The organism is Mammaliicoccus sp. J-M40 (assembly GCF_022386395.1).
Taxonomy (GTDB): Bacteria; Bacillota; Bacilli; order Staphylococcales; family Staphylococcaceae; genus Mammaliicoccus; species Mammaliicoccus lentus.
Map to the genome: position 1 here is coordinate 37,711 of NZ_JAJNIQ010000004.1, position 26,258 is coordinate 63,968.

Consider the following 26,258-nt stretch of genomic DNA (forward strand, 5'->3'; position numbering starts at 1 on the left):
TCAACAGGAGGGTATTATGAAAAAGTTATTAACATTAGTTTTGGCTTTAGCTTTGATTGTAGCAGCATGCGGGAACAAATCAGAAGATAAAGAAGACAAAAGTAAAAATGATACAAAATCTAGTAATGATACAGTGAGTTACACATTGGATGATGGTAAAAAAATTGATATACCAAAAGATCCTAAAAGAATTGTCGTATTAGCTCCGTCTTATGTTGGTGGATTTTTACATTTAGGCGTTAAACCAGTAGGAGTTCCAGCATCAACAGATCAAACAAGTGTGTTAAAAGATAAAATTAAAGGCATTGAAAAAGTAAGTGAAGATAATGTTGAACAAGTAGCAAAATTAAAACCAGATTTAATCATTACATATAACCAAGATAAAAATTTAAACAAATATAAAAAGATTGCAGCAACTATTCCATATGACTACAACAAACACAATTATTTAGATATGCAAGTTGAACTAGGTAAACTTGTAAACAAAGAAGATGAAGCAAAAAAATGGGTAGAAAAATGGAAGAAACAAACTGCTAAAGATGGTAAAGAAATTAAAGAGAAAATCGGTGAAGATACAACTGTATCTGTAATCGAAGCTTTCCAAAAAGATATATACAGCTACGGTGAAAACTGGGGTAGAGGTACAGAAGTACTTTACCAAGCATTTGGTCTAAAAATGCCTGAAAGTGTTGAGAAAGACGTTAAAAAAGATGGATGGAAGAAAATTTCACAAGAAGAAATTGAAAAATATTCTGGAGATTATTTATTCTTACCATTAACAAAAGGACAAGAAAAACCAGAATTTATTAATACTGAATCATACAAATCTATACCTGCTGTTAAGAATGATAAAGTAATAGAAATTGATGCTCAAACTTTCTGGTATAATGATCCGTATTCATTAGAAGTACAACGTGAATTCTTAAAGAAAGAATTATTAAAAAAAGCTGATTAATCAACTTTAAGTCGTAAAATTAAACTTATAAATAATATTAAAACAGTGGAGCCCGAGACAAATTAATGTCCCGGACTCCACTGTTTTATATTTTTTAATACGCTAGTTTAATTCATTATAATCGAACTATTTAGTTTCTTTTACGTATTGATCATTTATCGTATATATTGTTAAGCCTTTAATATTCTTAGTTTGTTTGTAGAATGGTAAGCTCGCAAGGTAACCTACGATAAATGCAATAAAGAATCCTATTACTGATACTGTAAATGGTGTGATATCCGTTTTACCAATAAAGTACGAAGCAATTGCTGCAACGATTAAACCGATAATAACACCGATTGAGTTTGCTTTTTTAGTAAAGATACCTACAGCGAATACCCCTGCAATTGGCACACCAAATAGTCCTGTTACTAATAGGAATAGATCCCATGTTTCATTAGTTTCTTGATTGATTAAATATAATGAAGCTAATGTACCGAAAACACCTGCTATTATAATGATGATTCTAGCTAAAAGTACATCATTTTTAGAATCATTATTTTTAGAAAATCTTTGTTTTAAATCGACAACGACACATGCTGAAATAGAGTTTAAACTAGATGAAATTGTTGATTGAGCAGCTGCAAATATCGCTGCAATTAATAGACCACCAACAAACGGCGGAATTTGTGTCAAAATGAAATAAGGTACTAATGCGGATGTGTTAAATCCTTCTGGTAAAGCTGCTGTATTATTATAGAAAGAATATAATACAGTTCCCATTCCATAGAAAATCGGAATTGTGATAAATGCTAGTAAACCGTTAGTCCAAAGTGACTGATTTGTTGAAGCTACAGAACCTGTTGTTTGATAACGTTGAACGATATCTTGACTGGCCGTATATTGGTGTAAGTTATTAAATATGGAACCAATAAAGATGATAGGTATAGCAGCTGCTGCGCCCCCAAGTTTCCAATTATCCATAGATATAAATTTCTTGTCTTGTACTGCTTCTTGAGCTACTGTTGCAAAGTTGCCATCAATTTGAAACGCACCTAAGAAGATAATTGCTACTGCGCCACCGATCAGAATAATACCTTGTATAACATCGCTCCAAATAACACCTTCGATACCGCCCATAAATGTATAAATCATACATAATAGACCTACCAGTGCAGCTATTAAATAAGGATTAATATCAGAAACAGCTGTAATTGCTAATGTTGGTAAGTAAATAACGATTGCGACACGTCCAACATGGAATAATGTGAAAGCCAATGAGCCAATAACTCTTATAATAACGCCAAAACGTTCTTCTAAATATTCATAAGCAGTTGTTACATCTAATTTTCTAAAGAAAGGTATATAGAAATAGATAAGTAACGGTATGATTGCAATAATTGCGATATTCCCGGCAGCATACGACCAATCTGTATTAAACGCACGCTCTGGTGTACCCATATATGTGATGGCACTTAATGTAGTTGCATATATTGAAAAACCTACAGCCCAAGACGGTACTTTACCTTTTGCTTTAAAGAACGCCTCTGTATCTTGTCCGGCTCTCTTAGTAAAGTATACCCCGACTAATAGTGTTCCCAATAGATAAAGTATCAATGCGACCCAGTTTGCTGTACCAAAACCTACTTCATTCATGTATGACATCCCCTTTGTTCATCAATAAATTATAAGTTGTATTTTGAAACGAGTGATTTAACTTTTTCTAATCCCTCATTATCTAAAGGTGCTAAAGGTCTTTTTACTTCTCCAGCTTCAATTCCTTTAGCTGATAATACTGCTTTTAATGTAGGGTATATTCCTAAAGCAAGTACTTGTTCGATGATATCGTTTGTTTCATGTTGAATATCATAAGCTTCTTGAATGTTACCTTGTTTAGCTAATTCGAAAATTTTTCTTGCTCTCTGACCATTAATGTTGTAAGTAGAACCAATTGCGCCATCTACTCCAGATATAGCTGCTTGAATAAGCATTTCATCAAAACCAGATAAAATTAATTTATCAGGGAATGCTTTTCTAATTCTTTCTAGTAAGAAGAAGTCAGCAGCAGTATATTTAATACCGATTACTTTTTCATTTTCAAAAAGCTCTTCAAACTGTTGAATGGATAAATTCACACCAGTAAGCGCAGGAATTGAATAAATAATCATGTCATTTCCAGTCGCTTCGATAATTGCATTATAGTAATATTTAATTTCTTCAAAACTAAATGGGTAATAAAATGGTGTAACTGCTGATAATGCATCATAGCCAAGAGAAGTAGCAAATTTACCTAATTCGATTGATTCATTTAAATCTAATGCACCAACTTGAGCGATTAATTTAATTTCATCTCCAGCTTCATCTTTAACAATTTCGAATACTCGCTTTTTTTGCTCTGTGTTTATTAAGAAATTTTCCCCAGAACTACCATTGATATACAAACCATCAATACCTTGAACGTCGATATTTTGACGTACAATTTGTCTCAAACCTGATTCTAAAATATTTCCTTCTTTATCAAATGGTACTAGTAACGCTGAATATAAGCCTTTCATCATTAAAAACTCCTTTTTTATTTTTATAATTGATAATATTGTCAGACCAATTTATAATTATATTGTAAGCGATTGCATCATTAAGTGTCAATTGTTTTTATAAAACTAGATTTTTGTATGATAAAATAAACTTTAAAAAGGGGGGAGATACAATGATGAAAAGAACATCCTTAGTGGACGTAGCAGTTGAAAAATTAAAAGAATATATAACAATTCATCAATTTGAAAATGGTGATAAACTCCCTTCTGAAAAATTACTCATTGAAAAATTAGGTGTTAGTAGAACAGTAGTAAGAGAAGCAGTTAGTAGGTTACAACAAAGTGGTTTAATAGAAGTTAAATCTGGAAGTGGTATGTATATAACTAAAAAAGATAAGCATCTATCTATGCTTTTTGAGTCTCACATGAAAGTTCATGGATTTAAAATTAAAGAATTATTAGAAGTACGTAAAATTATAGAATTAGGTGCTATACGTTTAATTATCGAAGGAAAATTAAACGTAGACTCTCAAAAGTTGAAAGATATTAATAAGAAATATTATGACTCTATAAAACAAGCTGATCAATTGGCGCTATATGATTCGATTTTTCACGAAACCATCATTTTATTTACTAAAAATCAAACGCTTATTTCTATGAGTAAAGTTATTAAAGAATATTTTTCAAAGAATCAATTCAATAAAGTCGTAGTTCAAGAAGATATAGAAAAATCTTTTTACGAACATAGTAAGATTATAGAAGCTATAGAATCGTTAAATTTAATTTTAGCGCATGAAATAATGAATAACCATCTTTCAAGAGTGTTTGAATGGATAGAAGATTTGGAGCGTAAATCATGAGTAATTTAAATAAAATAGAAGTACAAAGTTTAAAGGAACAAGTTTTACAAGAAATTAAACAATATATTTTATCAAATGGCTTAACTATGGGCGACAAATTACCTACAGAAAGAGCGCTTACTGAAATGTATGGTGTAAGCCGTTCTGTTGTACGAGAAGCACTTAGTTATTTAGAACATACAGGTGTTATAGAAACGGTTCAAGGTAGAGGTACAGTCATTAAAGCACCTGATGTAACGAGCTTAGTAGAAGGTTTTTTATTTAGTTTTCAAGTTGCAAATGGCTCGAAACAAGATTTATTATCTTTAAGAATTATTTTTGAATGTGCAGCTATAGAAGAAATTATTAAAAATAATAAAGATATTGAATTATTGTCTCAAATAGTAAATGAGGATGTAAAGAATCATTATGAGAATGATCGTAAATTCCATCAAGCAATTTTACATTCGACTGGTAACGCACTATTTGAACAGTTGAGTACAGTCGTACAATCATACTTTTATCATATTGAAAATCAACAGCAAGAAATTGACTATAAAGAAACATCTCAAACACATAAACGTATAGTAGAAGCAATCCATAATAAAGACATCACAACTGCAAAAGAATTAATGACTAAGCATTTATCACTTAAGGAGGGCTAACATGAAAATAGCTATAGATATAGGTGGAACTTATATAAAATCTGGAGTAATAGATGAAGCACAAAAACTTCATGGTTATCAAAAAGTCAAAACACCGGAAAATATTCAAAACGAAATACTTAATGAAGTTAAAAATATCATAGAAATGTATGTGAAGGACTTCGAGTTGAATAATCCCAAAGTAGGTATTTCAACAGCAGGAGTGGTTGACTCTGAAAAAGGTGTGATTACTTATGCAGGCCCGACAATACCTGGATATAATGGAACAAACTTTAAAGAGTCATTGGCATATATCACTCATAATGTTGAGATTCACAATGATGTGTCTTGTGCGTTGTTAGGGGAATTATCTGAGCATGATGGTAATACTCAATCATTATTTTTAATGACAATTGGTACTGGAATAGGAGGCGCTTATTACGAAGATAAATTATTAGAAGGTGCGAATTATAAAGCATGTGAAATTGGTTATTTATTATATGATGAAGAGACAAATACAACGTATGAAGACCGTGCTTCAACAAATGCTTTAAAATCAATAATTAATAAGCAATATAGAGAACCTGTTTCTGTAGAACAGTTATTTGAGTTGGCATATAGCGATGATGAAAAAGCAATGACTATATTAAAGAATTGGGCTAAAAAAGTCGCAGAAGGAATTGCACAAGTTCAAATAGTATTTGATCCTGAGATTATACTTATTGGTGGAGGTATCTCTAAACAAGAGGAGAAGCTGATTGATTTAATTGAACCATATATAAATCAATATTTACCAGAAGATTATGGGCATGCACGTATTGAAACAACTTCAAAAGGTAATGACTCTGCTTTATATGGGGCTGTAGCACTTTTTGATTGATTGTTAACTTAATATTTATTTTGGTTAACAATGTGATATAATATATCTTATCTTATTAATAGGAGTGAAAATTTTGAAGACAAAAGATATCGTTATTATCGCAATGTTTACCGCATTTATAGCTATGCTAGCATTTATCCCACCAATTCCGTTACCCTTTATGCCGGTTCCAATAGCTTTTCAAAATACAGGCATCATGCTGGCTGGGTGTCTATTAGGGTATAAAAGAGGTACGCTTAGTGTAGTTATATTTTTATTATTAGTGGCAGTCGGACTACCTATTTTAACTGGAGGAAGAGGCGGATTAGGTGTATTTTTCGGTCCATCAGCAGGCTACATATTAGGATACCCGCTTATTACATTTCTTATTGGTTACTTTATCGATATAAAATGGAAGAAGTTAACATTTGTTTACGTACTTATCATTAATATAGTAATAGGTGTACTATTATTGAATTTAATCGGTGGATTTGTCATGGGGGAATTCATGAATATCTCTATTTCTAAGAGATATATTTTCGCAGCTACATTCTTGCCAGGAGATATCGTTAAAGCTATTTTAACAACTATGTTATTATTTAGTTTAAAACATATACCTGAAATTAAAAGGATAAGAAATAGTTAAGAGGTGAAGTAATGTGATATCGTTTAAAGATATAATTACTGACGGCGATATTTTAGAAACTACAAATCGATATATTCACTATCAAACTTTGCATAAAAGAATACAATATGATTCAAATAAAATAGTTTATAAAATTATGCCAGATTTACATACCTTTAAAAAAGATGAACAAATGTTAAAAGCATTACATGATCAACATAAGCAACCATTTTTAAAATTTGTATTCCCAGAAAATGAGCGACTTGAGGAACCATTAAGTTCATATTTAACTTATAGAGGTTATGAGTATAGTTGGATAGAATTATATGTAGTTACACCTCAAAAATTATTAAAAGAACCACATGATGATATAGAAGTAATGCCTACAGATGAAGATAATATTGTAGATTTTTTAAATATTTCTTATGAATTTGATAAAAAGTTTGGAACAGACTATGCAGAATTGAAAGTAGAAGATAATAAAAAGCAATTTAATTCGGACAATCCTATACAAGTCATTTCTTATTATAAAGGGAAACCGGCTGGGATTTTACTAATATGGGATAATGAAGCATATGTCGAACTAGATAGCTTTACTGTTAGAGAACCAATGAGAAGACTAGGTATAGGATCACAAATGCAATCGTTTGTAGCGAATTATGCGAAAGGGAAATCCGTAATACTCGTTGCAGATGGTGAAGATACTGCAAAAGATATGTATAAAGCACAAGGTTATCAATATGGTGGATTCCAATATGAAGCTTTAAAAGAATTTACAGTAGAATAAAAAGTACAAAATGCTCTTTCTTTAAAATGCAGTTATGCATTTTTGAAAGAGCATTATTCATGTAAACTAGTAGTTAATCTATTTCTAATCGTTCTGGGTGAGAATATACGTTAAAGCTACCATCTCTTATAAAACCTATAGCTGTTATGTTAAGATCATTAGCTATTTCAATAGCTAAATTAGTTGGTGCTGATTTGGAAAGTATAACACCAACGCCAATCTTTGCTGCTTTTATTAATATTTCCGAGGAAATACGACCGCTAAAAATAAGCACTTTATTTCTTACAGGTATATCTTCTTGGATGCAGTATCCATATAATTTATCTAGCGCATTGTGTCGACCAATGTCAGCTCGATGTTCATAAAACATGTCGCCATCACTAATAGCAGCGTTATGCAATCCACCTGTTTGTTGGAAAATTTTACTTTCTGTTTGAAGTTGGTCCATCATACTAAGAATTTGATTCGGCTTTATTTTTATTTTTGAATTCGATATTTTAGCAGTTAAAGCATCATTGTTAAAATAAAAAGAGCGACTTTTACCACAACAAGATGAAATCATACGTTGTGTGAATTTATTATCTTTAAGATTTATTTTTTTATTTAGTTCTACATGAGCAAAACCTTTCGAATCATCTATTGAGATTTGCATTAAATCACTTTTTTTGAATATAATGCCTTCTGAAGCTAAAAATCCTAGAACAAGTTCCTTGAGGTTTTTCGGTGAGCAAATTATTGTAGCAAATTCTTCACCATTAACCATAATGGTAATCGGAAATTCAGTGACATAATCATCTGTAGTTTCTCTTAATTCTTGATGTTCATATCTTAAAATGGGTTGGTTAAAAGTCATATTCTGCTCCATATATATTCCTCACTTTAATTATCGATTTATTTATGATTACTATTTTACTGTGAAGAATGAACTTTTAAAAGAAGAAAGCTTTTACATAACTTACGTTATATTCTAAAAATTAAATTAATTTAGGTTAGGTAAAGCCCTAAATTGTCAATCATATTACCCTGAAAATTAATTTGATTATTCTATTTAATACATATTTGTGAAAAAATATATAAGGAACTTTCATTAATCGATTGAAAGGTGTAAATTAAGTTTATACATATTTTGAAACGGAGATGAATGAGAAAATGAAGAAGGCCTTACTATTGATTCTGACATTACTACTTGTCTTAGCTGGATGTAGTTCAGAATCAAATCAGGACAAAGCTAGAAAAGAAAATGCTGACAAAACATTTACTGTTGCAGCAGCAGCGAGTTTAACAGATGTTACAAAAGCATTAGAAAAAGAATTTAAGAAAGAACATCCTAAAACAAAAATTAAATTTAACTATGGTGGGTCAGGTAGTCTTCGTAAACAAGTTGAAGCTGGCGCAGATGTCGATGTCATGATGTCAGCTAATACTTCTGATATCGATAAATTAAAAGATGAAGATAAAGTTTCTGAAGTTTATGATTATGCTGAAAATAAATTAATCATTATAAAATATAAAAACTCTCCAATTAAAAATTTAAAAGATATCAGTTCACCCAAAAAAATATCTCTTGGTGAAGAAAAAAGTGTACCAGCAGGTCAGTATGCAATTGAATATATGAAAAAAGAAGATATATATAATGGCATGACGAGTACTTTTGTATTTGCAAAAGATGTTAAACAAGTACTAAATTATGTACAAAATGAAAATGCAGAAGCAGGCTTTGTTTATGCTACAGATATTTATAAAGGTAAAAATGAAAAAGTGAAAAATATTGAAAAATTGTCTGATGCACCTTTAGACAGACCTATTGTTTATAGAGCAGGTCTTGTAACGGATAATAAAGAAGCAAAAGAATGGTTTGAATTCTTAAAAACAAAAGAAGCCAAACAAATATTTAAAGATTATCACTTTGAAGAATAGGAGATAAATTATGCCAGATTTAACACCACTTTGGATATCAATTAAAGTATCGTTAATCAGTACTATTATTGTATGCATATTAGGGATTTTTCTGGCGAAATTAATGCATAGATATAAAGGTAAAATGCGTCCTATTATTGAAAGTATTATTATGTTACCAATCGTTTTACCACCTACTGTGATGGGGTTTATATTATTGATTATATTTTCTAAAAACAAATTGTTTGGTGGCATTTTAGATGAAGTCTTTCATGTTCAAATTATATTTACATGGGTTGGAGCTGTCATAGCAGCTGTTATCGTAAGTTTGCCTTTAATGTATCAACACGTAATAAATGGATTTCAATCTATCAATCCTAAAATGTTAAACTCTGCGAGAACAATGGGAGCTAGCGAAAGTAAGATTTTTAGACAGATTATTTTACCATTATCAAAGCGAGCAATATTTTCAGGTATTGTAATGAGCTTTGCAAGAGCATTAGGTGAATTTGGTGCAACTTTAATGATCGCTGGCTATATACCTGGATTAACGAATACATTACCTTTAGAAATATATTTCTTAGTTCAAGCAGGAGAAGAACATAAAGCCTGGATATGGGTGCTTGTATTGATTGCATTTGCTATTTGCGTTATTAGCACTATTAACATATTGAACCAGAAGAATCATAAATGGGAGTAGATATTAGTGATTGATATTCAAATTAAAAAGCATTTCAAAACGCGAACGATTGAAATGAACGTTCAATCTAATGAACCTAAAATATACGCAATAGTAGGTAAGTCGGGAATAGGTAAAACGACGATGTTAAATATAATAGCAGGTTTGAATGAAGTGGATGACTGTAAGATTAAAGTTAACCACAATTTATTAAGTGATCATCACCATTTAGTAAAAGTACAAGATAGAAATATAGGTTATTTATTCCAAGATTATCAACTTTTTCCCCATATGACGGTAAATGAAAACATTCATTTTATGACAAGTCAAAATGAAAATACAAAACAATTAATTAAACATTTGCGAATTGAACATTGCTTAAAGCAATATCCTTCAACATTATCGGGTGGAGAATCACAACGCGTTGCACTTTGTAGAGTTTTAAGTGTGAAACCTAATTTATTATTGCTAGATGAACCATTTTCTAGTCTTGATGATGAAACTAAAGAAGAAGGGATGAACCTTATTAAATATATATTTAATACATGGCATATTCCTATCATTCTCGTAACACATTCTAAAAAAGAAGTTCAACGATTAGCACATGAAATAATAGAGATTAAATGAATATTTAACTTAATAATATTTGTAAGCTGAGGCATTTATCGATGTCTCAGCTTTTTTATCTTTAGTTAGGGATTTCGAGAAGCGGTATAGGTAATCCCCTAATACATATACTTTGTGAAAAAATGTACAATTTTATTAATAAAGGGCAAATATTAGGAGGTTCTATATATGGCTAAACTCGGTTTGAAATTCTTTAAACCTACAGAAAAATTTAATGGAAATTGGTCAATTTTAGAAGAGAAGAGTAGAGAATGGGAAAAAATGTACAGAGAAAGATGGAGCCATGACAAAGTTGTTAGAACAACACACGGTGTAAACTGTACAGGTTCTTGTTCATGGAAAGTTTTTGTAAAAAACGGTGTTATTACATGGGAAAATCAACAAATTGATTATCCTTCATGTGGTCCCGATATGCCTGAATTTGAACCAAGAGGCTGTCCAAGAGGAGCTTCTTTCTCTTGGTATGAATATAGTCCGTTACGTATTAAATTTCCATATGTAAGAGGGAAGCTATGGAAATTATGGAAAGCATCATTGAATGAATTTGGAGATCCAGTAGTAGCTTGGGCATCAATTGTAGAAGATGATGTGAAAGCTGAATCATATAAAAGTGCTCGTGGTAAAGGAGGGCACGTACGTGTTAATTGGCGAGATGTTACTCAATTAATAGCAGCTCAAATTATTTATACTGTTAAGAAATATGGACCAGATAGAATAGCTGGCTTTACACCAATACCAGCAATGTCGATGATTAGTTATGCTTCTGGTGCACGTTTTATATCTCTATTAGGTGGAGAAATGTTAAGTTTTTATGATTGGTATGCAGACTTACCACCAGCATCACCACAAATTTGGGGAGAACAAACCGATGTTCCAGAATCGAGTGATTGGTATAACGCAGGATACATTATTATGTGGGGGTCGAATGTACCTTTAACGAGAACGCCGGACGCTCATTTTATGACAGAAGTACGATATAAAGGAACTAAAGTCGTTTCGGTAGCTCCAGACTATGCAGAAAATGTGAAATTTGCGGACAATTGGCTTGCACCTAATCCAGGTACAGATGCGGCTTTAGCTCAAGCTATGACACATGTTATTTTGCAAGAATATTATGAAGATAAAAAAGAAGAAATGTTTATTAATTATGCTAAACAATATACTGATATGCCATTTGTTATTCAATTAGAACCCCATGGAGAAGGCTATAAAGCAGGAAGATTTTTACGTTCAAGTGATTTAGGTATAAAGACTGAACATGCTGAATGGAAACCTGTTGTATATGATCAAAATTCTAAACAACTCGTAGTTCCGAATGGCACAATGGGTCAACGTTATGAAAAAGATGTGAAATGGAATTTAAAATTAGAAAATGAAGATGGCACTGTCATTGATCCAGCTTTAACTTTTAAAGACGCCGATGCATCAATTATGGCCATTCAATTTCCTTATTTTGATAACGAAGGAAATGGTATTTTTGAAAGACCTATATTAGTAAAAGAAATTGAAAATCAAAATGGAGAAAAAATTTACGTATCAACTATTTATGATTTAATGGCTAGTCAATACGGAATAAGACGCTTTAATCATCCATTAGAAGCTACAGGGTATGATGATGAAAACTCTCTATATTCACCAAAATGGCAAGAAAAAATAACAGGTGTAAAATCATCAGTTGTTGTTCAAATCGCAAGGGAGTTTGCTCAAAATGCAATCGATACAGAAGGACGCTCGATGATTATTATGGGGGCAGGTATCAATCATTGGTTTAACTCAGATACGATTTATCGAGCTATTTTAAACTTAGTTATTTTATGTGGATGTCAAGGCGTAAACGGTGGTGGTTGGGCTCACTATGTTGGTCAAGAAAAATGTAGACCGATAGAAGGATGGTCAACAATCGCTTTTGCAAAAGACTGGCAAGGACCACCAAGATTACAAAATGCTACAAGTTGGTTCTATTTTGCTACAGATCAATGGAAATACGAAGAATCAGGTGTAGATAAATTACAGTCACCATTATCTAATGAGCTTAAACACCAACACCCGGCAGATTATAACGTTTTAGCTGCACGATTAGGTTGGCTACCTTCATATCCGCAATTTGATTGCAATAGTTTATTGTTTGGAGAAGAAGCTAAAGAATCAGGAGATGATTCCAATGAAGCAATTGTTAAAAGAGCAGTTGATGCAGTTAAATCTAAAAAAACAAAATTTGCAATTGAAGATCCTGATGCTAAAAAGAATCATCCTAAAACATTATTTGTATGGCGCTCTAATTTAATTTCGAGTTCTGCTAAAGGTCAAGAATACTTTATGAAACACTTATTAGGTACTAAAGATGGATTATTAGCAAATCCAAATGAAACGGAAAAACCAGAAGAAATTGTATGGCGTGAAGAAACTAACGGTAAATTAGATTTGTTAGTAGCTTTAGATTTTAGAATGACGACCACACCTTTATATGCTGATGTCGTTTTACCAGCAGCAACATGGTATGAAAAACACGATATATCATCAACAGACATGCATCCATTTATACATCCATTTAACCCAGCAGTCGATCCATTATGGGAATCAAAATCAGACTGGGATATTTATAAAACCATAGCAAAATCAGTATCAGAATTAGCTAAAACACATATGAAAGGCGTGTTTAAAGATGTTGTAACAACACCGTTAGCACATGATTCACAACAAGAAATAGCCACACCATTGGGCTTAGTAAAAGATTGGTCTAAAGGTGAAATTGAAGCAATACCTGGTAAAACAATGCCTGGATTTGCAGTTGTAGAAAGAGATTATACTCAAATTTATGACAAATATATATCAGTCGGACCTTTATTAGAAAAAGGTAAAATAGGTGCTCATGGTGTTAGCTTTTCTGTGAAAGAACAATATGACGAATTGAAGTTAATGCTTGATACGTGGGAAGATGGCACGGTTAAAAATGGCTTGCCTAGGATGGAAACTGCTAGAAAAGTTGCAGATGTCATATTAAATGTATCATCTGCATCAAACGGTAAAGTATCACAAAAATCATACGAAGATTTAGAACAACAAACAGGAATGGAACTTAAAGATATTTCTGCAGAAAGAGCATCTGAAAAAATTACATTCCCTAATATTACTGCTCAACCTCGAGAAGTTATACCGACAGCAGTGTTCCCAGGCTCTAACAAGTTAGGAAGAAGATATTCACCATTTACAACTAACATTGAACGTCTTGTACCATTTAGAACATTAACAGGTAGACAAAGTTACTATATTGACCATGAGGTGTTTCTACAATTTGGGGAGAACTTACCAATTTATAAACCGACATTACCACCTATGGTATTTGGTACGAAGGATAAACAGATTAAAGGTGGCGTTGATACACTTGTATTACGTTATTTAACACCACATGGTAAATGGAATATCCACTCAACTTATCAAGATAATCTACACATGCTAACTCTCTTCAGAGGAGGGCCGACAGTTTGGATTTCTAAAGAAGATGCACAATCTAATGATATTAATGATAATGATTGGTTAGAAGTTTACAACAGAAATGGGCTAGTAACAGCAAGAGCAGTAGTGTCTCATAGAATGCCTAGAGGCACAATGTTTATGTATCATGCTCAAGATAAACACATTGAAACACCAGGGTCAGAAATTACAGATACTCGTGGAGGTTCACATAATGCTCCAACACGTATTCATTTAAAACCAACGCAATTAGTCGGTGGATACGCACAAATTAGCTATGGATTTAATTATTACGGTCCAATCGGTAACCAAAGAGATGTATATGTAGCCATTAGAAAAATGAAGGAGGTAGATTGGCTTGAAGATTAAAGCGCAAGTAGCTATGGTTATGAACTTAGATAAATGTATAGGATGTCATACTTGTAGTGTTACGTGTAAGAGTACTTGGACAAATAGAGAAGGTGCTGAATATATATGGTTCAATAACGTTGAAACTAAACCAGGGATAGGATATCCAAAAAGATGGGAAGACCAAGAAACTTATAAAGGTGGATGGGTGCTAAATAAAAAAGGTAAATTAGAATTAAAATCAGGTAGTAAACTATCAAAAATTGCACTAGGTAAAATATTCTTCAACCCTGATATGCCAGAAATGAAAGATTACTATGAACCATGGACGTATAATTACAAGCATTTAACGACAGCTAAAGAAAGTAAACATTCACCTGTTGCAAAAGCAGAATCCGTTATTTCAGGAAAAAAGCTAGATATAAAATGGGGACCGAACTGGGAGGACGATCTTGCAGGTGCACACGTTACAGGTCCAACAGATCCAAACATACAAAAGATTGAAGAAGAAATTAAATTTAATTTTGATCAAACATTTATGATGTATTTACCTAGGTTATGTGAACATTGCTTAAATCCTAGTTGTGTAGCTTCTTGTCCATCAGGCGCTATGTATAAAAGAGATGAAGACGGTATTGTACTTGTAGACCAAGACGCTTGTCGTGGATGGCGTTACTGCATGACGGGGTGTCCATATAAAAAAGTTTACTTCAACTGGAAAACAAATAAAGCAGAAAAATGTACGTTTTGTTTCCCTAGAATTGAAGCTGGATTACCAACTGTTTGTTCTGAAACTTGCACAGGACGTATGCGCTATTTAGGTGTACTACTATATGATGCTGATAAAGTACAAGAAGCAGCTTCAACAGAAAATGAGCAAGATTTATACGAAAAACAATTAGATTTATTTTTAGATCCTTACGATGAAGATGTTATTCAACAAGCTGAAAAAGACGGAATCACTCAAGATTGGATTGAAGCGGCTCAAAATTCACCTGTTTATAAATTAGCTATAGAGTATAAGCTTGCGTTTCCACTACATCCTGAATACCGTACTTTACCTATGGTTTGGTATTGTCCGCCACTTAGTCCAATTATGAATTACTTTGAAGGTAAAGATTCGATTAGAAATCCGGATATGATTTTCCCAGCTATAGAAGAAATGAGACTACCAGTACAGTATTTAGCTAACATGCTTACAGCTGGTGATACTAGAACTGTTAAATTAGCATTGCAAAGAATGGCTATGATGCGTAGCTATATGAGAGCAAAATCTAGTAACAAAGAATTTGATTTATCTAGATTAGACAGAGTAGGCCTATCAGAAAGACAAACTAAAGATATGTATAGATTATTAGCTATAGCGAAACATGAAGATCGATTCGTAGTACCAACATCTCATAAAGAAGGATACATGGATACTTATAGGGCACAAGGTAGCCAAGGATTTGGTGGAGAAATGTTTGGCTCGAATTGTGACGGATGTGGCGTACAAAGTATATCAAATGGTAAATCAGGGCAAGAGATTTATAATGAGAACTTCTATGGAGGGATTTTCCGTGATTAATTTAGAAGCTTTGAATCAATATAAAAAGAGTTTTGGTTTTTTTAGTAATCAACTTACGTATCCTGAAAAATTAGATTTTCATCCAAAAGCTTTTGAATCAGCGTTTGATGAAAAACATCCAGCTTATGATTCTATACAACAATACTGGGATAATATGTACGAAATATCACTAGATGACATTCAAGAAGTTTATACAGAGACATTTGATTTTGAAAAGAAAACAACTTTGTATATGACTTATAATAAGTTAACTGAACAAAAAGAAAGAGGACAAATGTTAGCAAGGTTAAAAGTTTTATATGAAATGTTTGGTTTAGAAATGCCTAAAAGTGAATTATCGGATTTTTTACCATTAATGCTAGAATTTTTATATGCAGCTGAATGGATAGGAGATAGTCGAGCACAAGAAAGTTTAACGCTCGTTGTGATGGTTATCGAAGACGGAACATATGAATTAATGAAAGTTTTAGCTCAGAAAAATAGTCCGTACTTCCATATTATTAAAGCATTACGTGAAACATTAAAATCATGTGTAATTGAACAAGAGAAGGTGGCGAGTCATGATTAATCAATTTGTTTGGGTCATTTTTCCTTATTTATGTGTAGCCATATTTATAGTTGGGCATATATTTAGATTTAAATATGATCAGTTTTCATGGACCGCAAAATCAAGTGAATTCATTGAGAAAAAGCAATTAATGTGGGGGAGTATTTTATTCCATTTAGGTATTATTCCAGTTATTTTTGGGCATATTGTTGGTTTAGGTATACCTGCTGAATGGCTAAGTGCTATAGGTGTAAGCAATCATTTATACCATATAGGAGCGGTTTATATCGGAAGTATATTTGGTATAGTTACATTAATCGGTATGTTTTTATTAACAGCTCGTAGAATTACTAAACACAATGTAAGAAGAATGAGTTCATTTTCCGATATTTTAGTTAATATATTATTATTAGCGATTGTATTTATGGGATGTGTAGCTACTTTATGGACGAATGCAACGGTACCAGATTTTGATTATAGACAAACAATTTCTGTGTGGTTTAGAGGTTTGTTGATTTTTAGACCTAATGCGGAATTAATGACTACTGTTCCGTGGACATTTAAGACGCATATTATTTTAGGGTTATTGATAACAAGTATGTGGCCATTCACTCGATTAGTACATGTGTGGAGCGTGCCATTAACTTACTTTAGTAGAAGTTATATTATTTACAGAAAGCATAAAACGAATTAAACTAAAGGTGAAAAATGAGTTGAGGTGCTGAAAAATGTCTGATGATTTTAATTTTCAAGAAAAACTTGATCAAATTAGAAATAAGTATGATTTTGATTTTGCTGGTATCGCTATGGCTTTGGACACAAATTTGTCTAGTCACATAAAATGGCAGTATGTATCTGGAAATTTGAATCATAGATATAAAAACATCATTTTAAGAAACGGCAGGGGTATAGCAGGAATTGTAATTAAGAGTGGTAAAGAAATAATTCTTCATAATATTAAAGACAGCATTTACAATGACCAAGTCTTTAATTATCCGATTATTCAAAGCGAGGAATTAACTGCTCTTATTGCATTTCCATTATGGATTAAAAATAGAGTGAAGGGTGTTCTATTGTTAGGACAAAGAAACGATAAACGATTACCAAATTTAGAACAATTGCATTTTTCTAGTTTTGGCCCTTTTCAAAGAGAGGATATGATTAATTCATGAGTGCAGATAACGCTTCAAAATTAAACAATATTTTAAAGCAGTATTATGAAAAAACAAGTGAAATGATCGTCTTTTTAAATAGTAAAGGACAAATTATTGATATGAATAAAGCGGCTAGAAAAATCATTTCAGAAGATAATCAAGAACCTTTGACACATGCTATATGTAGTAGGTGTGAAGGTTATTCAAATGAATACGCACTACAATCGTGTAGAGATTGTTTCTTAGAATCAACGAACATTGGTAATACAAGCTTCCAAGTATTTATGCAAACAAACAGTGGATCAGTAGAACCTTTCACTGCGACTTATCAAACGATTAGCCAAGAAGAAGATATCATGGTGTACACGCTACAAAATGTGTCCCCACAAATTGAAAGACAACAAAAATTACATCAACAAACAATGATGCAAAAGATTATTTCAGCACAAGAAAATGAAAGAAAAAGAATTTCAAGAGAACTACATGACGGTGTTGTTCAAGAATTATTAAATGTCAGTGTAGAGTTGAGATTACTTAAATACCAAGATGATATAGATCAATTGAAAACTCAGTCACAAGATATAGAAAGTATAATGTCTAGATTAATAGATGATATTCGCAATTTATCTTTAGAGTTAAGACCATCTTCATTAGATGACTTAGGTTTAAATGCTGCATTTAAATCATATTTCAAACAGTTGGAGAAGAACTTTGGATTTATAGTTCATTATCACTTTGATTCTGTTGAGCTTAGATTTAACCCAGAAATTGAAACAGTTGTTTACCGAATTGTCCAAGAAGCGGTATTTAATTCTTTAAAATATGCTAATGTAGATAGTGTTGATGTACACATGTTATTTGAAGACAATATGATTCAAGTAGAAGTGGCTGATCAAGGTGCCGGTTTTGTTATTGGAAGTCAACCTAAAGGGTCAGGGCTAGGTCTGTATGGCATGCAAGAGCGTGCAGAAATAGTAGGTGGTAGCGTTAATATTGAAAGCAAAATAGGTAAAGGTACTAACATTAAATTAAAAGTGCCAATAGCATAAACGTGGAGGAAGACAAATGAAACTCGTAATTGCAGATGATCATGCAGTTGTTAGAACAGGTTTTTCTATGATATTAAACTATCAAGAAGATATGGAAGTAGTGGCAACTGCCGCAGATGGAATAGAAGCATATCAAATGGTTGCTAAACATAAGCCTGATGTATTGATTATGGATTTAAGTATGCCGCCAGGTGAATCTGGATTAATTGCGACGGGTAAAATTTCAGAAGATTTTAAGGAAACTAAAATACTTATATTAACGATGTTTGACGATGAAGAATATCTGTTTCATGTTTTAAGAAATGGAGCTAAAGGTTATATCTTGAAAAATGCGCCTGATGAAGAATTAATTCATGCAGTAAGAACAGTTTATAAAGATGAAATGTATATTGATTCGAAAGTTACGAGTGCACTTGTTAATGAGCTTGTTAACCCAAGTAACCAATCAGATACTAACTCGAATGATCCATTTAAAATTTTATCTCAAAGAGAATTAGAGATACTTCCTTTAATCGCAAAAGGGTACGGAAATAAAGACATAGCTGAAAAGTTATTTGTTTCAGTAAAAACAATCGAAGCACATAAAGCACGAATTATGGATAAACTTAATTTAAAATCTCGTCCAGAATTAGTTGAATATGCTATGAAGAAAAAATTATTAGATTTTTAAATGGTTAATCACCATATCGTACAAATCAATAGGATATAAAGTTGTAACGTGCAAGGACATCGAGCCTTGTACGTTATTTTTTGATGATACGATTTAGAGTGGCGAGAGATGACTTGCCTGTTGGATTAAGTATGACAATAATCCAAGTAGAACACCTTTTGTTGGATTAACTAAGGCAATAATCCAAGTAGAACACCTTTTGTTGGATTAATTAAGTTGAAAATCCAATAAGAGCCTGTTTTGTTGGATTAATTAAGCCGAAAATCCAATAAGAGCTCAATTTATTAGATTAACTATCAATTTAGCTTTGAATTTCACTTGCACGAATTTGTAAAGTGCTGACGCCCAAGGGAATAGTATGCGCGAGAGACTATAGGCTCGAGCCATACTCTAGACAACCATGCACTTTCAAATCAGCAGATTAGGAGAATTATTTTGAGTTAAATACTTCTACCTCACACCATTATTTTATAGGGAAATTACTGAAGGAGGTAAGGGGAATTCCTTATGTGCAGTTTTTCACAAATAACCTAAAATGTAGTTGAAAAGAGTTTTAAATTATCTACAAATAAAAAGGGTGAAAGTCATGAAAAACAACACAGGTAAAGTCCAATTACCGTTACAAACCTTAAGCTTAATGGCAGGATTTATGGTGTGGAGTATTTTAGCTCCTTTAATGCCATACATATCACAAGATTTTAACGTACCAGAAAGTCAGAAAGCTATTATTTTAGCGATACCTGTTATTCTAGGTTCAATTCTAAGAATTCCTATTGGTTATTACACAAACTTAATTGGATCTAGACTTGTCTTTTTAATTAGTTTTATTATTTTAATTTTTCCAGTATTTTATTTAAGTCAAGCAACTTCAACTACAGGACTAATGATAGCTGGATTCTTTATTGGTTTAGGTGGTGCAGTGTTTTCAGTTGGTGTTACATCGATTCCTAAATATTATCCGAAAGAAAAACATGGTTTTGCTAATGGTATATACGGTATGGGTAATTTAGGTACAGCTGTTTCATCATTTTTAGCTCCACCAATAGCAGGGGCTATAGGTTGGCAACATACTGTTCAATTATATGTATTAGTAATGGCGTTATTTGCTATTTTGATGTTTGTTTTTGGAGATAAACAAGAGCCTAAAGTTAAAGTACCTATGTTAAAACAAACTAAACAAGTAGCAAACAACTATAAACTTTACTATTTCAGTTTTTGGTATTTCATCACATTTGGTGCATTCGTAGCTTTCGGATTATTTTTACCAAACTTTTTAGTAGGACACTTTGAAATCGACAAAGTAGATGCAGGGATACGAACTGGTGTGTTTATCGCAATAGCTACAATATTAAGACCAATTGGTGGTATGTTAGGCGATAAATTTAATGCATTAAATATGTTGAAAATATTCTTTGGCATTATGATAGCTGGTGCTTTAATACTAGCATTATCAAATCATATCATGTTATTTACAATTGGTTGCTTAACAATCAGTGTGTCTGCAGGTATTGGAAATGGACTAATTTTCAAACTTGTTCCTACTTATTTCAGCAAAGAAGCTGGTGTAGTAAACGGAATCGTATCAATGATGGGCGGTTTAGGAGGATTTTTCCCACCACTTATTATTACTATGGTCACAGCCTTAACAGGTTCAAACCATTTAGCATTTTTCTTGTTAGCGATATTTGGTTTAGTAGCTTTAATCTCGATGATGCATATGACAAAAGTAGAAAAGAAAACAATTTAATGTTCTTAGGGAGTGGAACATAATCAATGTCTCAAACTCGTTTGTTATAGTGGCAATATAAAATCTTTTTAAAATTAGGATTTCTGTACCGCTCCCTAAATTATTATATTTCTGTTCAATTCCCTCTATTGATTGAGGATATTGCAATTTCAATCTATAATAGAGATAAAGAGTCGTGAAAGGTTGGTATAAATGAACGAACGATATTCTCGTCAAATTTTATTTGATAAAATTGGTGAAAAAGGACAAGAAAATATAGCAAAAAGTAATGTGACAATAGTAGGGATGGGTGCACTTGGAACGCATGTTGCGGAACAGTTAACACGCTCAGGGATAGCGCGATTAAATATTATAGATCGTGATTATGTAGAAGTATCAAACTTGCAAAGACAAACGTTATTTACTGAAAGTGATATAAAAGAAATGCTTCCAAAAGTAGTCGCTGCAGAAAAACATTTAAGAAAAATTAGAGAAGATATAACAATAAAAACTTATATCGCACAATGTGACGCTAAATTATTACAAGAAGTTGCAAGATATTCTGATGTCATCATTGATGCTACAGATAATTTTAATACGAGATTATTAATAAATGATTTTGCATATAAAATGAATATTCCATGGATTTATGGTGCTTGCTTAGAATCTACATATGTTCAAGCTACATTTATCCCAGAAAAAACACCGTGCTTTAATTGTTTATTACCAGAAATCCCGGCTATAAATCGCACTTGTGATACTGTTGGTGTCATTAATCCAGCAGTTACTATGGCGACAAGCTTACAAGTAACAGATGCGCTTAAAATTTTATCTGGAGAAGAGTTTACGCCGAAGTTAACATTCGGTGATGTATGGGAAGGTGACCATCAATCATTTGGTTTTACACAAATGAAACGAGATGAATGTGAAACATGCGGAGAAAATCCAACTTATCCTCATTTATCATCATCAAGTCAAATGATTACTGAGCTGTGTGGTCGCGATACAATTCAATATATTAATGAAAAGTTAAATCGCCCAGCTATTGAAAAGTTTATAGCTCAAAATGGTTTGTTGCATAAATCAAATGCTTATATGATTCAATATTTATATGATGATCACCGAGTTGTTGCTTTTAATAACGGAAGATTATTAATTCACGATATCGGATCTGTAGAAGAGGGTAAACAATTTGTAGAAAATATGTTTGGCTAGGAGGTTAAATAATGAGTGTGATTGATAAAATTGATAGAAATATAAACATTGCAGTTTTAACAGTTAGTGATACTAGAAATAAAGAAACTGATAAAGGTGGGCAACTTGTTCTATCTTATTTAAATGGTATGAATGTGTCGGTAAAAGAAGAGCATTATAAAATAGTTAGAGATGATGCATCTTTTATACGAGAAGCTATTCAAACATGGTTATCCCAAGATATTGACGCCATTATAACAACAGGTGGGACAGGTATAAGTCCACGAGATGTTACAATCGAAGCAATTACACCGTTATTTGACAAAGAAATAGAGGGCTTTGGAGAAATATTTAGATATTTGAGCTATACAGAAGATGTAGGTTCTCGTGCAATTTTATCTAGAGCAGTCGCTGGAACAGTAGGTAAGCAAATTATAATGTCTATACCAGGGTCAACTGGCGCTGTGAAATTGGCAATGGAAAAGCTCATAACTAAAGAATTAAATCATTTAGTGTATGAGCTTAATAAGTAAATTATTGACGATTGAAGTCTCCATTAACGCCTCCGGATTTATGAGATAAATAAGTCTCACCAATAATCATGCCTTTGTCTACAGCTTTACACATATCATAAATTGTTAAAGCTGATACACTGGCAGCCGTTAATGCTTCCATTTCAACGCCAGTTTGGCCTTTAGTCTTAACTGTTGCAGTTATATTTAAGTTATTCAAATCTTCAACATCCCAGTTAAATTCGATATCAATACCTGTAAGTTGTAAAGGATGACACATAGGAATAAGCTGACTCGTGTTTTTCGCAGCCATAATACCTGCAATTTGAGCAGTTCCTAGTACGTCACCTTTTTTGTTTTTACCATTTTGAATTTGGTTATAAATTTTTTCATTAACTTGAATACTTGAATGAGCGACAGCAATTCTTGTACTTGTTTCTTTATTTGAAACGTTTACCATTTTCGCTCGACCTTGTTCATTAAAATGTGTGAAATCTGACATGTATAATCATCCTTTCTTAAGTTTATTATAACATGTGAACATAGTTAAATTATGAATGGAGTGCATATTATGACAGTTGAAATTAGAAAACCAATACCAGTTGATGATGCGATAAAACGTGTTATTGAAGTTGTTGAGAATAAAGATCCTATAACAGTACATATTGATGATGCTCTGGATTATATATTGGCGGAAGATGTTATCGCTACATATGATATTCCTAGTTTTAATAAATCACCATTCGATGGCTTTGCTATCAATAGTAAAGATTCAGAAGGGGCAGAAGGTAATAACCGAATACAATTCGACGTAGTTGATCACATAGGAGCAGGAACACCATCTAAAGTGCGTATTAAAGGTTACGAAGCGGTTCGTATTATGACTGGAGCTCCTATACCTGAAGGTGCAGATGCAGTCGTTATGTTGGAACAAACGACAGAAAATGAAAATGGATTTACAATTAGAAAACCTTTTAAAACTGGAGAAAATATTGCATTTAAAGGTGAAGAATGTACGGAAGATGATGTTGTATTAGAAAAAGGTCAATTGGTTAACAGTGGTGTTATAGCTGTGTTAGCTACTTTTGGTTATGAAAAAGTAAAAGTATTTAAAAGACCGACAGTAGCTATTATTGCAACAGGTAGTGAGTTAGTAGGACCTAATGAACCATTAGAACCAGGTAAAATCAGAAATTCAAATGGCCCAATGATTAAAGCGTTATGTGACCAAATGAATATTCAATCCAAAACTTATAAAATACAAGAGGATAACTTACAAGGATGTACTGAAAGTGTAAATAAAGCACTGGCAGAAAATGATATTGTCATTACAACAGGTGGCGTATCAGTAGGGGACTTTGATTATTTACCACAAGTATATAAAGAAATTGGTGCAGAAGTATTATTCAATAAAGTACAAATGAGACCTGGTAGTGTTACAACAGTAGCTTATAAAAATGACAAACTATTATTTGGGTTATCAGGTAACCCTTCTGCATGTTATTCGGGTTTTCATTTATTCACAAAGCCAACTATTCTAAGAATGATGGCAAGCAAAGATATATATCCAGTTATTATAAATGCTAAATTAGGTGAAGACTTTAAAAAACCAAATCCTTTTACTAGATTCATTCGAGGTAAACTCTCATTTACAAACGACGGGATAATTGCTGTTCCATCAGGTTTTAATAAATCAAACGCTGTGGTTGCAATAGCAAAAAGCAACGGAATGATCATATTGCCGAGTGGTACTAGAGGTTACAGTAAAGGTGATGAAGTAAAAGTATTACTTACTGATCATCAATCATACGAAAGTAATTTAAATATATGAAAATCATGCAAATTGTAGGTTATAAAAATAGTGGTAAAACAACTTTGATTAATGAATTAATTAAAATATGCCAAGAATACCAGTTATCTGTTTCGACGATTAAACACCATGGGCATGGAACACAAGATATATCTTTAAATCATAAAGAAGTAGATAGTCTTTCATTTATTAATAATGGTGCAGAAGAAAGTATCGTTTTGGGACATGAATTAATTGAACGTGTCACAAAAGTTCATCGTTCATTAACAGAAATTATTAACAAAGATTTATCCATACAACCAGATATTTTATTGATTGAAGGATTCAAATCTGAAGATTACCCTAAAGTAGTATTGGGTGAAAATACAGATAATCTAAACGATAAATTAAGCAATGTAGTCTATAACTTTAATGCATACAATCAAGATGAAAGAAAACTATTTCTTGATTGGTTTAAAAAATGGTTATTCCAAAAAGAGTAGGTGCAATTATGAAACAATTTGAAATTGTCTCTGAACCAATAAATCCAGAAAAATATAGAGAATGGACATTAAACTCACGACAAGGAGCTATTGTAGTATTTACAGGACATGTGAGAGAATGGACAAAAGGCATCAAGACAGAATATTTAGCATATGAAGCTTATAAGCCTATGGCTGAGAAAAAAATGGCTCAAATAGGCGAAGAAATTGAAGAAAAGTGGCCAGGTACAATTATTGCAATTGCCCATAGAATTGGTGAGTTACAAATTTCTGATATTGCAGTTGTTATTAGTGTTTCTTCACCTCATAGGCACGATGCATATGCGGCAAATGAATATGCTATAGAGCGTATAAAAGAAATTGTACCAATATGGAAAAAAGAGATATGGGAAGATGGTGAAGAATGGCAAGGTTCCCAAAAACAATACCATTCTTCAATTAAAATGGAGGACTGATTATGAAAGTATTGTATTTTGCTCATTTAAAAGAATTATTAAACAAAAAAGAAGAGCAAATTACGCTCAATAAAACATACTCTGTGTTAGAATTTAAGCAATATTTATTTGAAAATTATCCGGAATTAAAAGGAGAAATTTTTCAAATAGCTGTTAATGAGGAGTTTGTGCAAGATGATGACACAATAACTAGTGATGCTACAGTTGCACTTATTCCACCAGTTAGTGGAGGGTAAAAGAAAAATGATAGCAATAATTCTAGCTGGAGGACAATCCAGTCGTTTTGGTTCACCAAAAGCTTTTGCAACAATTGAAGGAGAAATATTCTATAAAAAAATTATTAAAACTTTGAATCAAACCAACTTATTCGAGAGAATTGTAATAAGTACAAATGAAACTTTAAAAGATTCATTTGATTATAGTGATGTTGTAGTAGATGAACCAGTATATGCAAATAACGGTCCATTAAGCGGTATATACAGTGTAATGGAATCATACGATACCGAATGTTATTTTGTGATTGCATGTGATACACCGATGGTAACTGAAAAATCTATCAGTTATTTATATCAATTTTTTATATCTCGAGTAATGGAGGAACAGCTAGATATTGCTGGATATGAAGCGAATGGTTTTAAAATGCCAACATTAGCATTTTATAGTCATCGTGTTAAAAGTGAAATTAAACAATCTTTAGATCAAGGTCAATATAGAATGAAAGAAATATATGAAAATAGACCTGCACAATGGTTAGATGTGGATGAAATAAATAATCAACATAATTGGTATAAAAATATTAACTATCAAGAGGATTTGAAAGAAATAGAGCATTAACTGTTGTAGGTAGAG

28 protein-coding genes are annotated in these 26,258 nt (G+C 32.2%); 24 read left to right on the forward strand and 4 right to left on the reverse strand.

Annotated elements, in window-relative coordinates; genetic code table 11:
• Nucleotides 1-16 precede the first annotated feature (16 nt).
• Nucleotides 17-955 (forward strand): ABC transporter substrate-binding protein, encoded by a 939-nt coding sequence (locus LQ688_RS06385; RefSeq protein WP_064204600.1) that lies wholly within the window; start codon nt 17-19, stop codon nt 953-955.
• A gap of 126 nt (nt 956-1,081) precedes the next feature.
• Here the strand turns inward: LQ688_RS06385 and LQ688_RS06390 are convergent, their stop codons facing one another.
• The gene (locus tag LQ688_RS06390) at nt 1,082-2,590 is read right to left on the reverse strand and encodes a sodium:solute symporter family protein (RefSeq protein WP_103268742.1); all 1,509 of its coding nucleotides are present in this window, start codon (nt 2,588-2,590) and stop codon (nt 1,082-1,084) included.
• 29 nt (nt 2,591-2,619) lie between these two features.
• Complete coding sequence (locus LQ688_RS06395) at nt 2,620-3,489, reverse strand: N-acetylneuraminate lyase (RefSeq protein WP_103268743.1); 870 nt, start codon at nt 3,487-3,489, stop codon at nt 2,620-2,622.
• A gap of 155 nt (nt 3,490-3,644) precedes the next feature.
• Between LQ688_RS06395 and LQ688_RS06400 the strand changes: the two genes are divergently transcribed.
• The 5 genes from LQ688_RS06400 (at nt 3,645) to LQ688_RS14080 (ending at nt 7,222) form a co-directional block, all read left to right on the forward strand.
• Nucleotides 3,645-4,328 (forward strand): FadR/GntR family transcriptional regulator, encoded by a 684-nt coding sequence (locus LQ688_RS06400; RefSeq protein WP_239724204.1) that lies wholly within the window; start codon nt 3,645-3,647, stop codon nt 4,326-4,328.
• Nucleotides 4,325-4,972, forward strand: a complete 648-nt coding sequence (locus LQ688_RS06405) for a FadR/GntR family transcriptional regulator (RefSeq protein WP_017000349.1) — start codon at nt 4,325-4,327, stop codon at nt 4,970-4,972. Before LQ688_RS06400 ends, LQ688_RS06405 begins: the two co-directional genes overlap by 4 nt.
• A 1-nt stretch (nt 4,973) precedes the next feature.
• Nucleotides 4,974-5,831 (forward strand): ROK family protein, encoded by an 858-nt coding sequence (locus LQ688_RS06410; protein ID WP_239724201.1) that lies wholly within the window; start codon nt 4,974-4,976, stop codon nt 5,829-5,831.
• A 73-nt stretch (nt 5,832-5,904) separates the two neighbouring features.
• Nucleotides 5,905-6,456 carry a biotin transporter BioY gene (locus tag LQ688_RS06415; protein WP_064204596.1) on the forward strand — a complete coding sequence of 184 codons (552 nt, stop codon included), beginning with the start codon at nt 5,905-5,907 and terminating at the stop codon, nt 6,454-6,456.
• Nucleotides 6,457-6,469: 13 nt separating this feature from the next.
• Nucleotides 6,470-7,222 carry a GNAT family N-acetyltransferase gene (locus LQ688_RS14080; RefSeq protein WP_135031154.1) on the forward strand — a complete coding sequence of 251 codons (753 nt, stop codon included), beginning with the start codon at nt 6,470-6,472 and terminating at the stop codon, nt 7,220-7,222.
• A 73-nt stretch (nt 7,223-7,295) separates the two neighbouring features.
• On the opposite strand, the gene fdhD is transcribed toward LQ688_RS14080, so the two are convergent.
• Nucleotides 7,296-8,087 (reverse strand): formate dehydrogenase accessory sulfurtransferase FdhD, encoded by a 792-nt coding sequence (gene fdhD, locus LQ688_RS06425; protein WP_218707121.1) that lies wholly within the window; start codon nt 8,085-8,087, stop codon nt 7,296-7,298.
• A 284-nt stretch (nt 8,088-8,371) separates the two neighbouring features.
• On the opposite strand from fdhD, the gene modA reads away from it, so the two are divergent.
• The 13 genes from modA to LQ688_RS06490 all read left to right on the forward strand — a co-directional run bounded on the left by modA (nt 8,372) and on the right by LQ688_RS06490 (nt 22,683).
• Nucleotides 8,372-9,139, forward strand: a complete 768-nt coding sequence (modA, locus tag LQ688_RS06430; RefSeq protein WP_026023691.1) for a molybdate ABC transporter substrate-binding protein — start codon at nt 8,372-8,374, stop codon at nt 9,137-9,139.
• Between the two features lie 10 nt (nt 9,140-9,149).
• Nucleotides 9,150-9,818 carry a molybdate ABC transporter permease subunit gene (gene modB, locus LQ688_RS06435; RefSeq protein WP_017000343.1) on the forward strand — a complete coding sequence of 223 codons (669 nt, stop codon included), beginning with the start codon at nt 9,150-9,152 and terminating at the stop codon, nt 9,816-9,818.
• Between the two features lie 6 nt (nt 9,819-9,824).
• Nucleotides 9,825-10,424 carry an ATP-binding cassette domain-containing protein gene (locus LQ688_RS06440; protein ID WP_481817066.1) on the forward strand — a complete coding sequence of 200 codons (600 nt, stop codon included), beginning with the start codon at nt 9,825-9,827 and terminating at the stop codon, nt 10,422-10,424.
• Between the two features lie 168 nt (nt 10,425-10,592).
• Nucleotides 10,593-14,264: a nitrate reductase subunit alpha gene (locus tag LQ688_RS06445; RefSeq protein WP_239724199.1), complete on the forward strand. Its 3,672-nt coding sequence runs from the start codon at nt 10,593-10,595 to the stop codon at nt 14,262-14,264.
• Nucleotides 14,254-15,810 carry a nitrate reductase subunit beta gene (gene narH, locus LQ688_RS06450; protein ID WP_017000340.1) on the forward strand — a complete coding sequence of 519 codons (1,557 nt, stop codon included), beginning with the start codon at nt 14,254-14,256 and terminating at the stop codon, nt 15,808-15,810. The genes LQ688_RS06445 and narH overlap by 11 nt, the downstream gene beginning before the upstream one ends.
• Nucleotides 15,803-16,378 carry a nitrate reductase molybdenum cofactor assembly chaperone gene (gene narJ / locus LQ688_RS06455; protein ID WP_239724198.1) on the forward strand — a complete coding sequence of 192 codons (576 nt, stop codon included), beginning with the start codon at nt 15,803-15,805 and terminating at the stop codon, nt 16,376-16,378. The genes narH and narJ overlap by 8 nt, the downstream gene beginning before the upstream one ends.
• Nucleotides 16,371-17,051 (forward strand): respiratory nitrate reductase subunit gamma, encoded by a 681-nt coding sequence (gene narI / locus LQ688_RS06460; protein ID WP_017000338.1) that lies wholly within the window; start codon nt 16,371-16,373, stop codon nt 17,049-17,051. Before narJ ends, narI begins: the two co-directional genes overlap by 8 nt.
• A 34-nt stretch (nt 17,052-17,085) precedes the next feature.
• Nucleotides 17,086-17,529: a nitrate respiration regulation accessory nitrate sensor NreA gene (nreA, locus tag LQ688_RS06465; RefSeq protein WP_135031148.1), complete on the forward strand. Its 444-nt coding sequence runs from the start codon at nt 17,086-17,088 to the stop codon at nt 17,527-17,529.
• The gene (locus tag LQ688_RS06470; RefSeq protein ID WP_218688321.1) at nt 17,526-18,560 is read left to right on the forward strand and encodes a sensor histidine kinase; all 1,035 of its coding nucleotides are present in this window, start codon (nt 17,526-17,528) and stop codon (nt 18,558-18,560) included. Before nreA ends, LQ688_RS06470 begins: the two co-directional genes overlap by 4 nt.
• Nucleotides 18,561-18,576: 16 nt before the next feature.
• Complete coding sequence (nreC, locus tag LQ688_RS06475; protein ID WP_017000335.1) at nt 18,577-19,230, forward strand: nitrate respiration regulation response regulator NreC; 654 nt, start codon at nt 18,577-18,579, stop codon at nt 19,228-19,230.
• A gap of 586 nt (nt 19,231-19,816) precedes the next feature.
• On the forward strand, nt 19,817-20,977 hold the full coding sequence (locus LQ688_RS06480; protein ID WP_016998773.1) for a nitrate/nitrite transporter: 1,161 nt from the start codon (nt 19,817-19,819) through the stop codon (nt 20,975-20,977).
• A gap of 192 nt (nt 20,978-21,169) precedes the next feature.
• The gene (locus LQ688_RS06485) at nt 21,170-22,171 is read left to right on the forward strand and encodes a ThiF family adenylyltransferase (protein WP_103268752.1); all 1,002 of its coding nucleotides are present in this window, start codon (nt 21,170-21,172) and stop codon (nt 22,169-22,171) included.
• A gap of 11 nt (nt 22,172-22,182) precedes the next feature.
• On the forward strand, nt 22,183-22,683 hold the full coding sequence (locus tag LQ688_RS06490; protein ID WP_016998775.1) for a MogA/MoaB family molybdenum cofactor biosynthesis protein: 501 nt from the start codon (nt 22,183-22,185) through the stop codon (nt 22,681-22,683).
• Nucleotide 22,684: 1 nt separating this feature from the next.
• Here the strand turns inward: LQ688_RS06490 and moaC are convergent, their stop codons facing one another.
• Nucleotides 22,685-23,164 (reverse strand): cyclic pyranopterin monophosphate synthase MoaC, encoded by a 480-nt coding sequence (gene moaC, locus LQ688_RS06495; RefSeq protein WP_239724195.1) that lies wholly within the window; start codon nt 23,162-23,164, stop codon nt 22,685-22,687.
• 69 nt (nt 23,165-23,233) lie between these two features.
• On the opposite strand from moaC, the gene LQ688_RS06500 reads away from it, so the two are divergent.
• From LQ688_RS06500 to mobA, 5 genes are read left to right on the forward strand one after another with little or no spacing between them, the layout of a single operon-like run.
• A complete protein-coding gene (locus LQ688_RS06500; protein WP_239724194.1) occupies nt 23,234-24,493 on the forward strand; it encodes a molybdopterin molybdotransferase MoeA in 1,260 nt (419 codons plus the stop codon).
• Nucleotides 24,490-24,954 (forward strand): molybdopterin-guanine dinucleotide biosynthesis protein B, encoded by a 465-nt coding sequence (gene mobB / locus LQ688_RS06505; RefSeq protein ID WP_064204588.1) that lies wholly within the window; start codon nt 24,490-24,492, stop codon nt 24,952-24,954. Before LQ688_RS06500 ends, mobB begins: the two co-directional genes overlap by 4 nt.
• A gap of 8 nt (nt 24,955-24,962) precedes the next feature.
• The gene (locus LQ688_RS06510; protein ID WP_103268784.1) at nt 24,963-25,409 is read left to right on the forward strand and encodes a molybdenum cofactor biosynthesis protein MoaE; all 447 of its coding nucleotides are present in this window, start codon (nt 24,963-24,965) and stop codon (nt 25,407-25,409) included.
• Nucleotides 25,410-25,411: 2 nt separating this feature from the next.
• Complete coding sequence (moaD, locus tag LQ688_RS06515; RefSeq protein ID WP_016998780.1) at nt 25,412-25,645, forward strand: molybdopterin converting factor subunit 1; 234 nt, start codon at nt 25,412-25,414, stop codon at nt 25,643-25,645.
• Between the two features lie 7 nt (nt 25,646-25,652).
• On the forward strand, nt 25,653-26,243 hold the full coding sequence (gene mobA / locus LQ688_RS06520; protein ID WP_103268756.1) for a molybdenum cofactor guanylyltransferase MobA: 591 nt from the start codon (nt 25,653-25,655) through the stop codon (nt 26,241-26,243).
• The last annotated feature ends 15 nt before the right edge of the window (nt 26,244-26,258 follow it).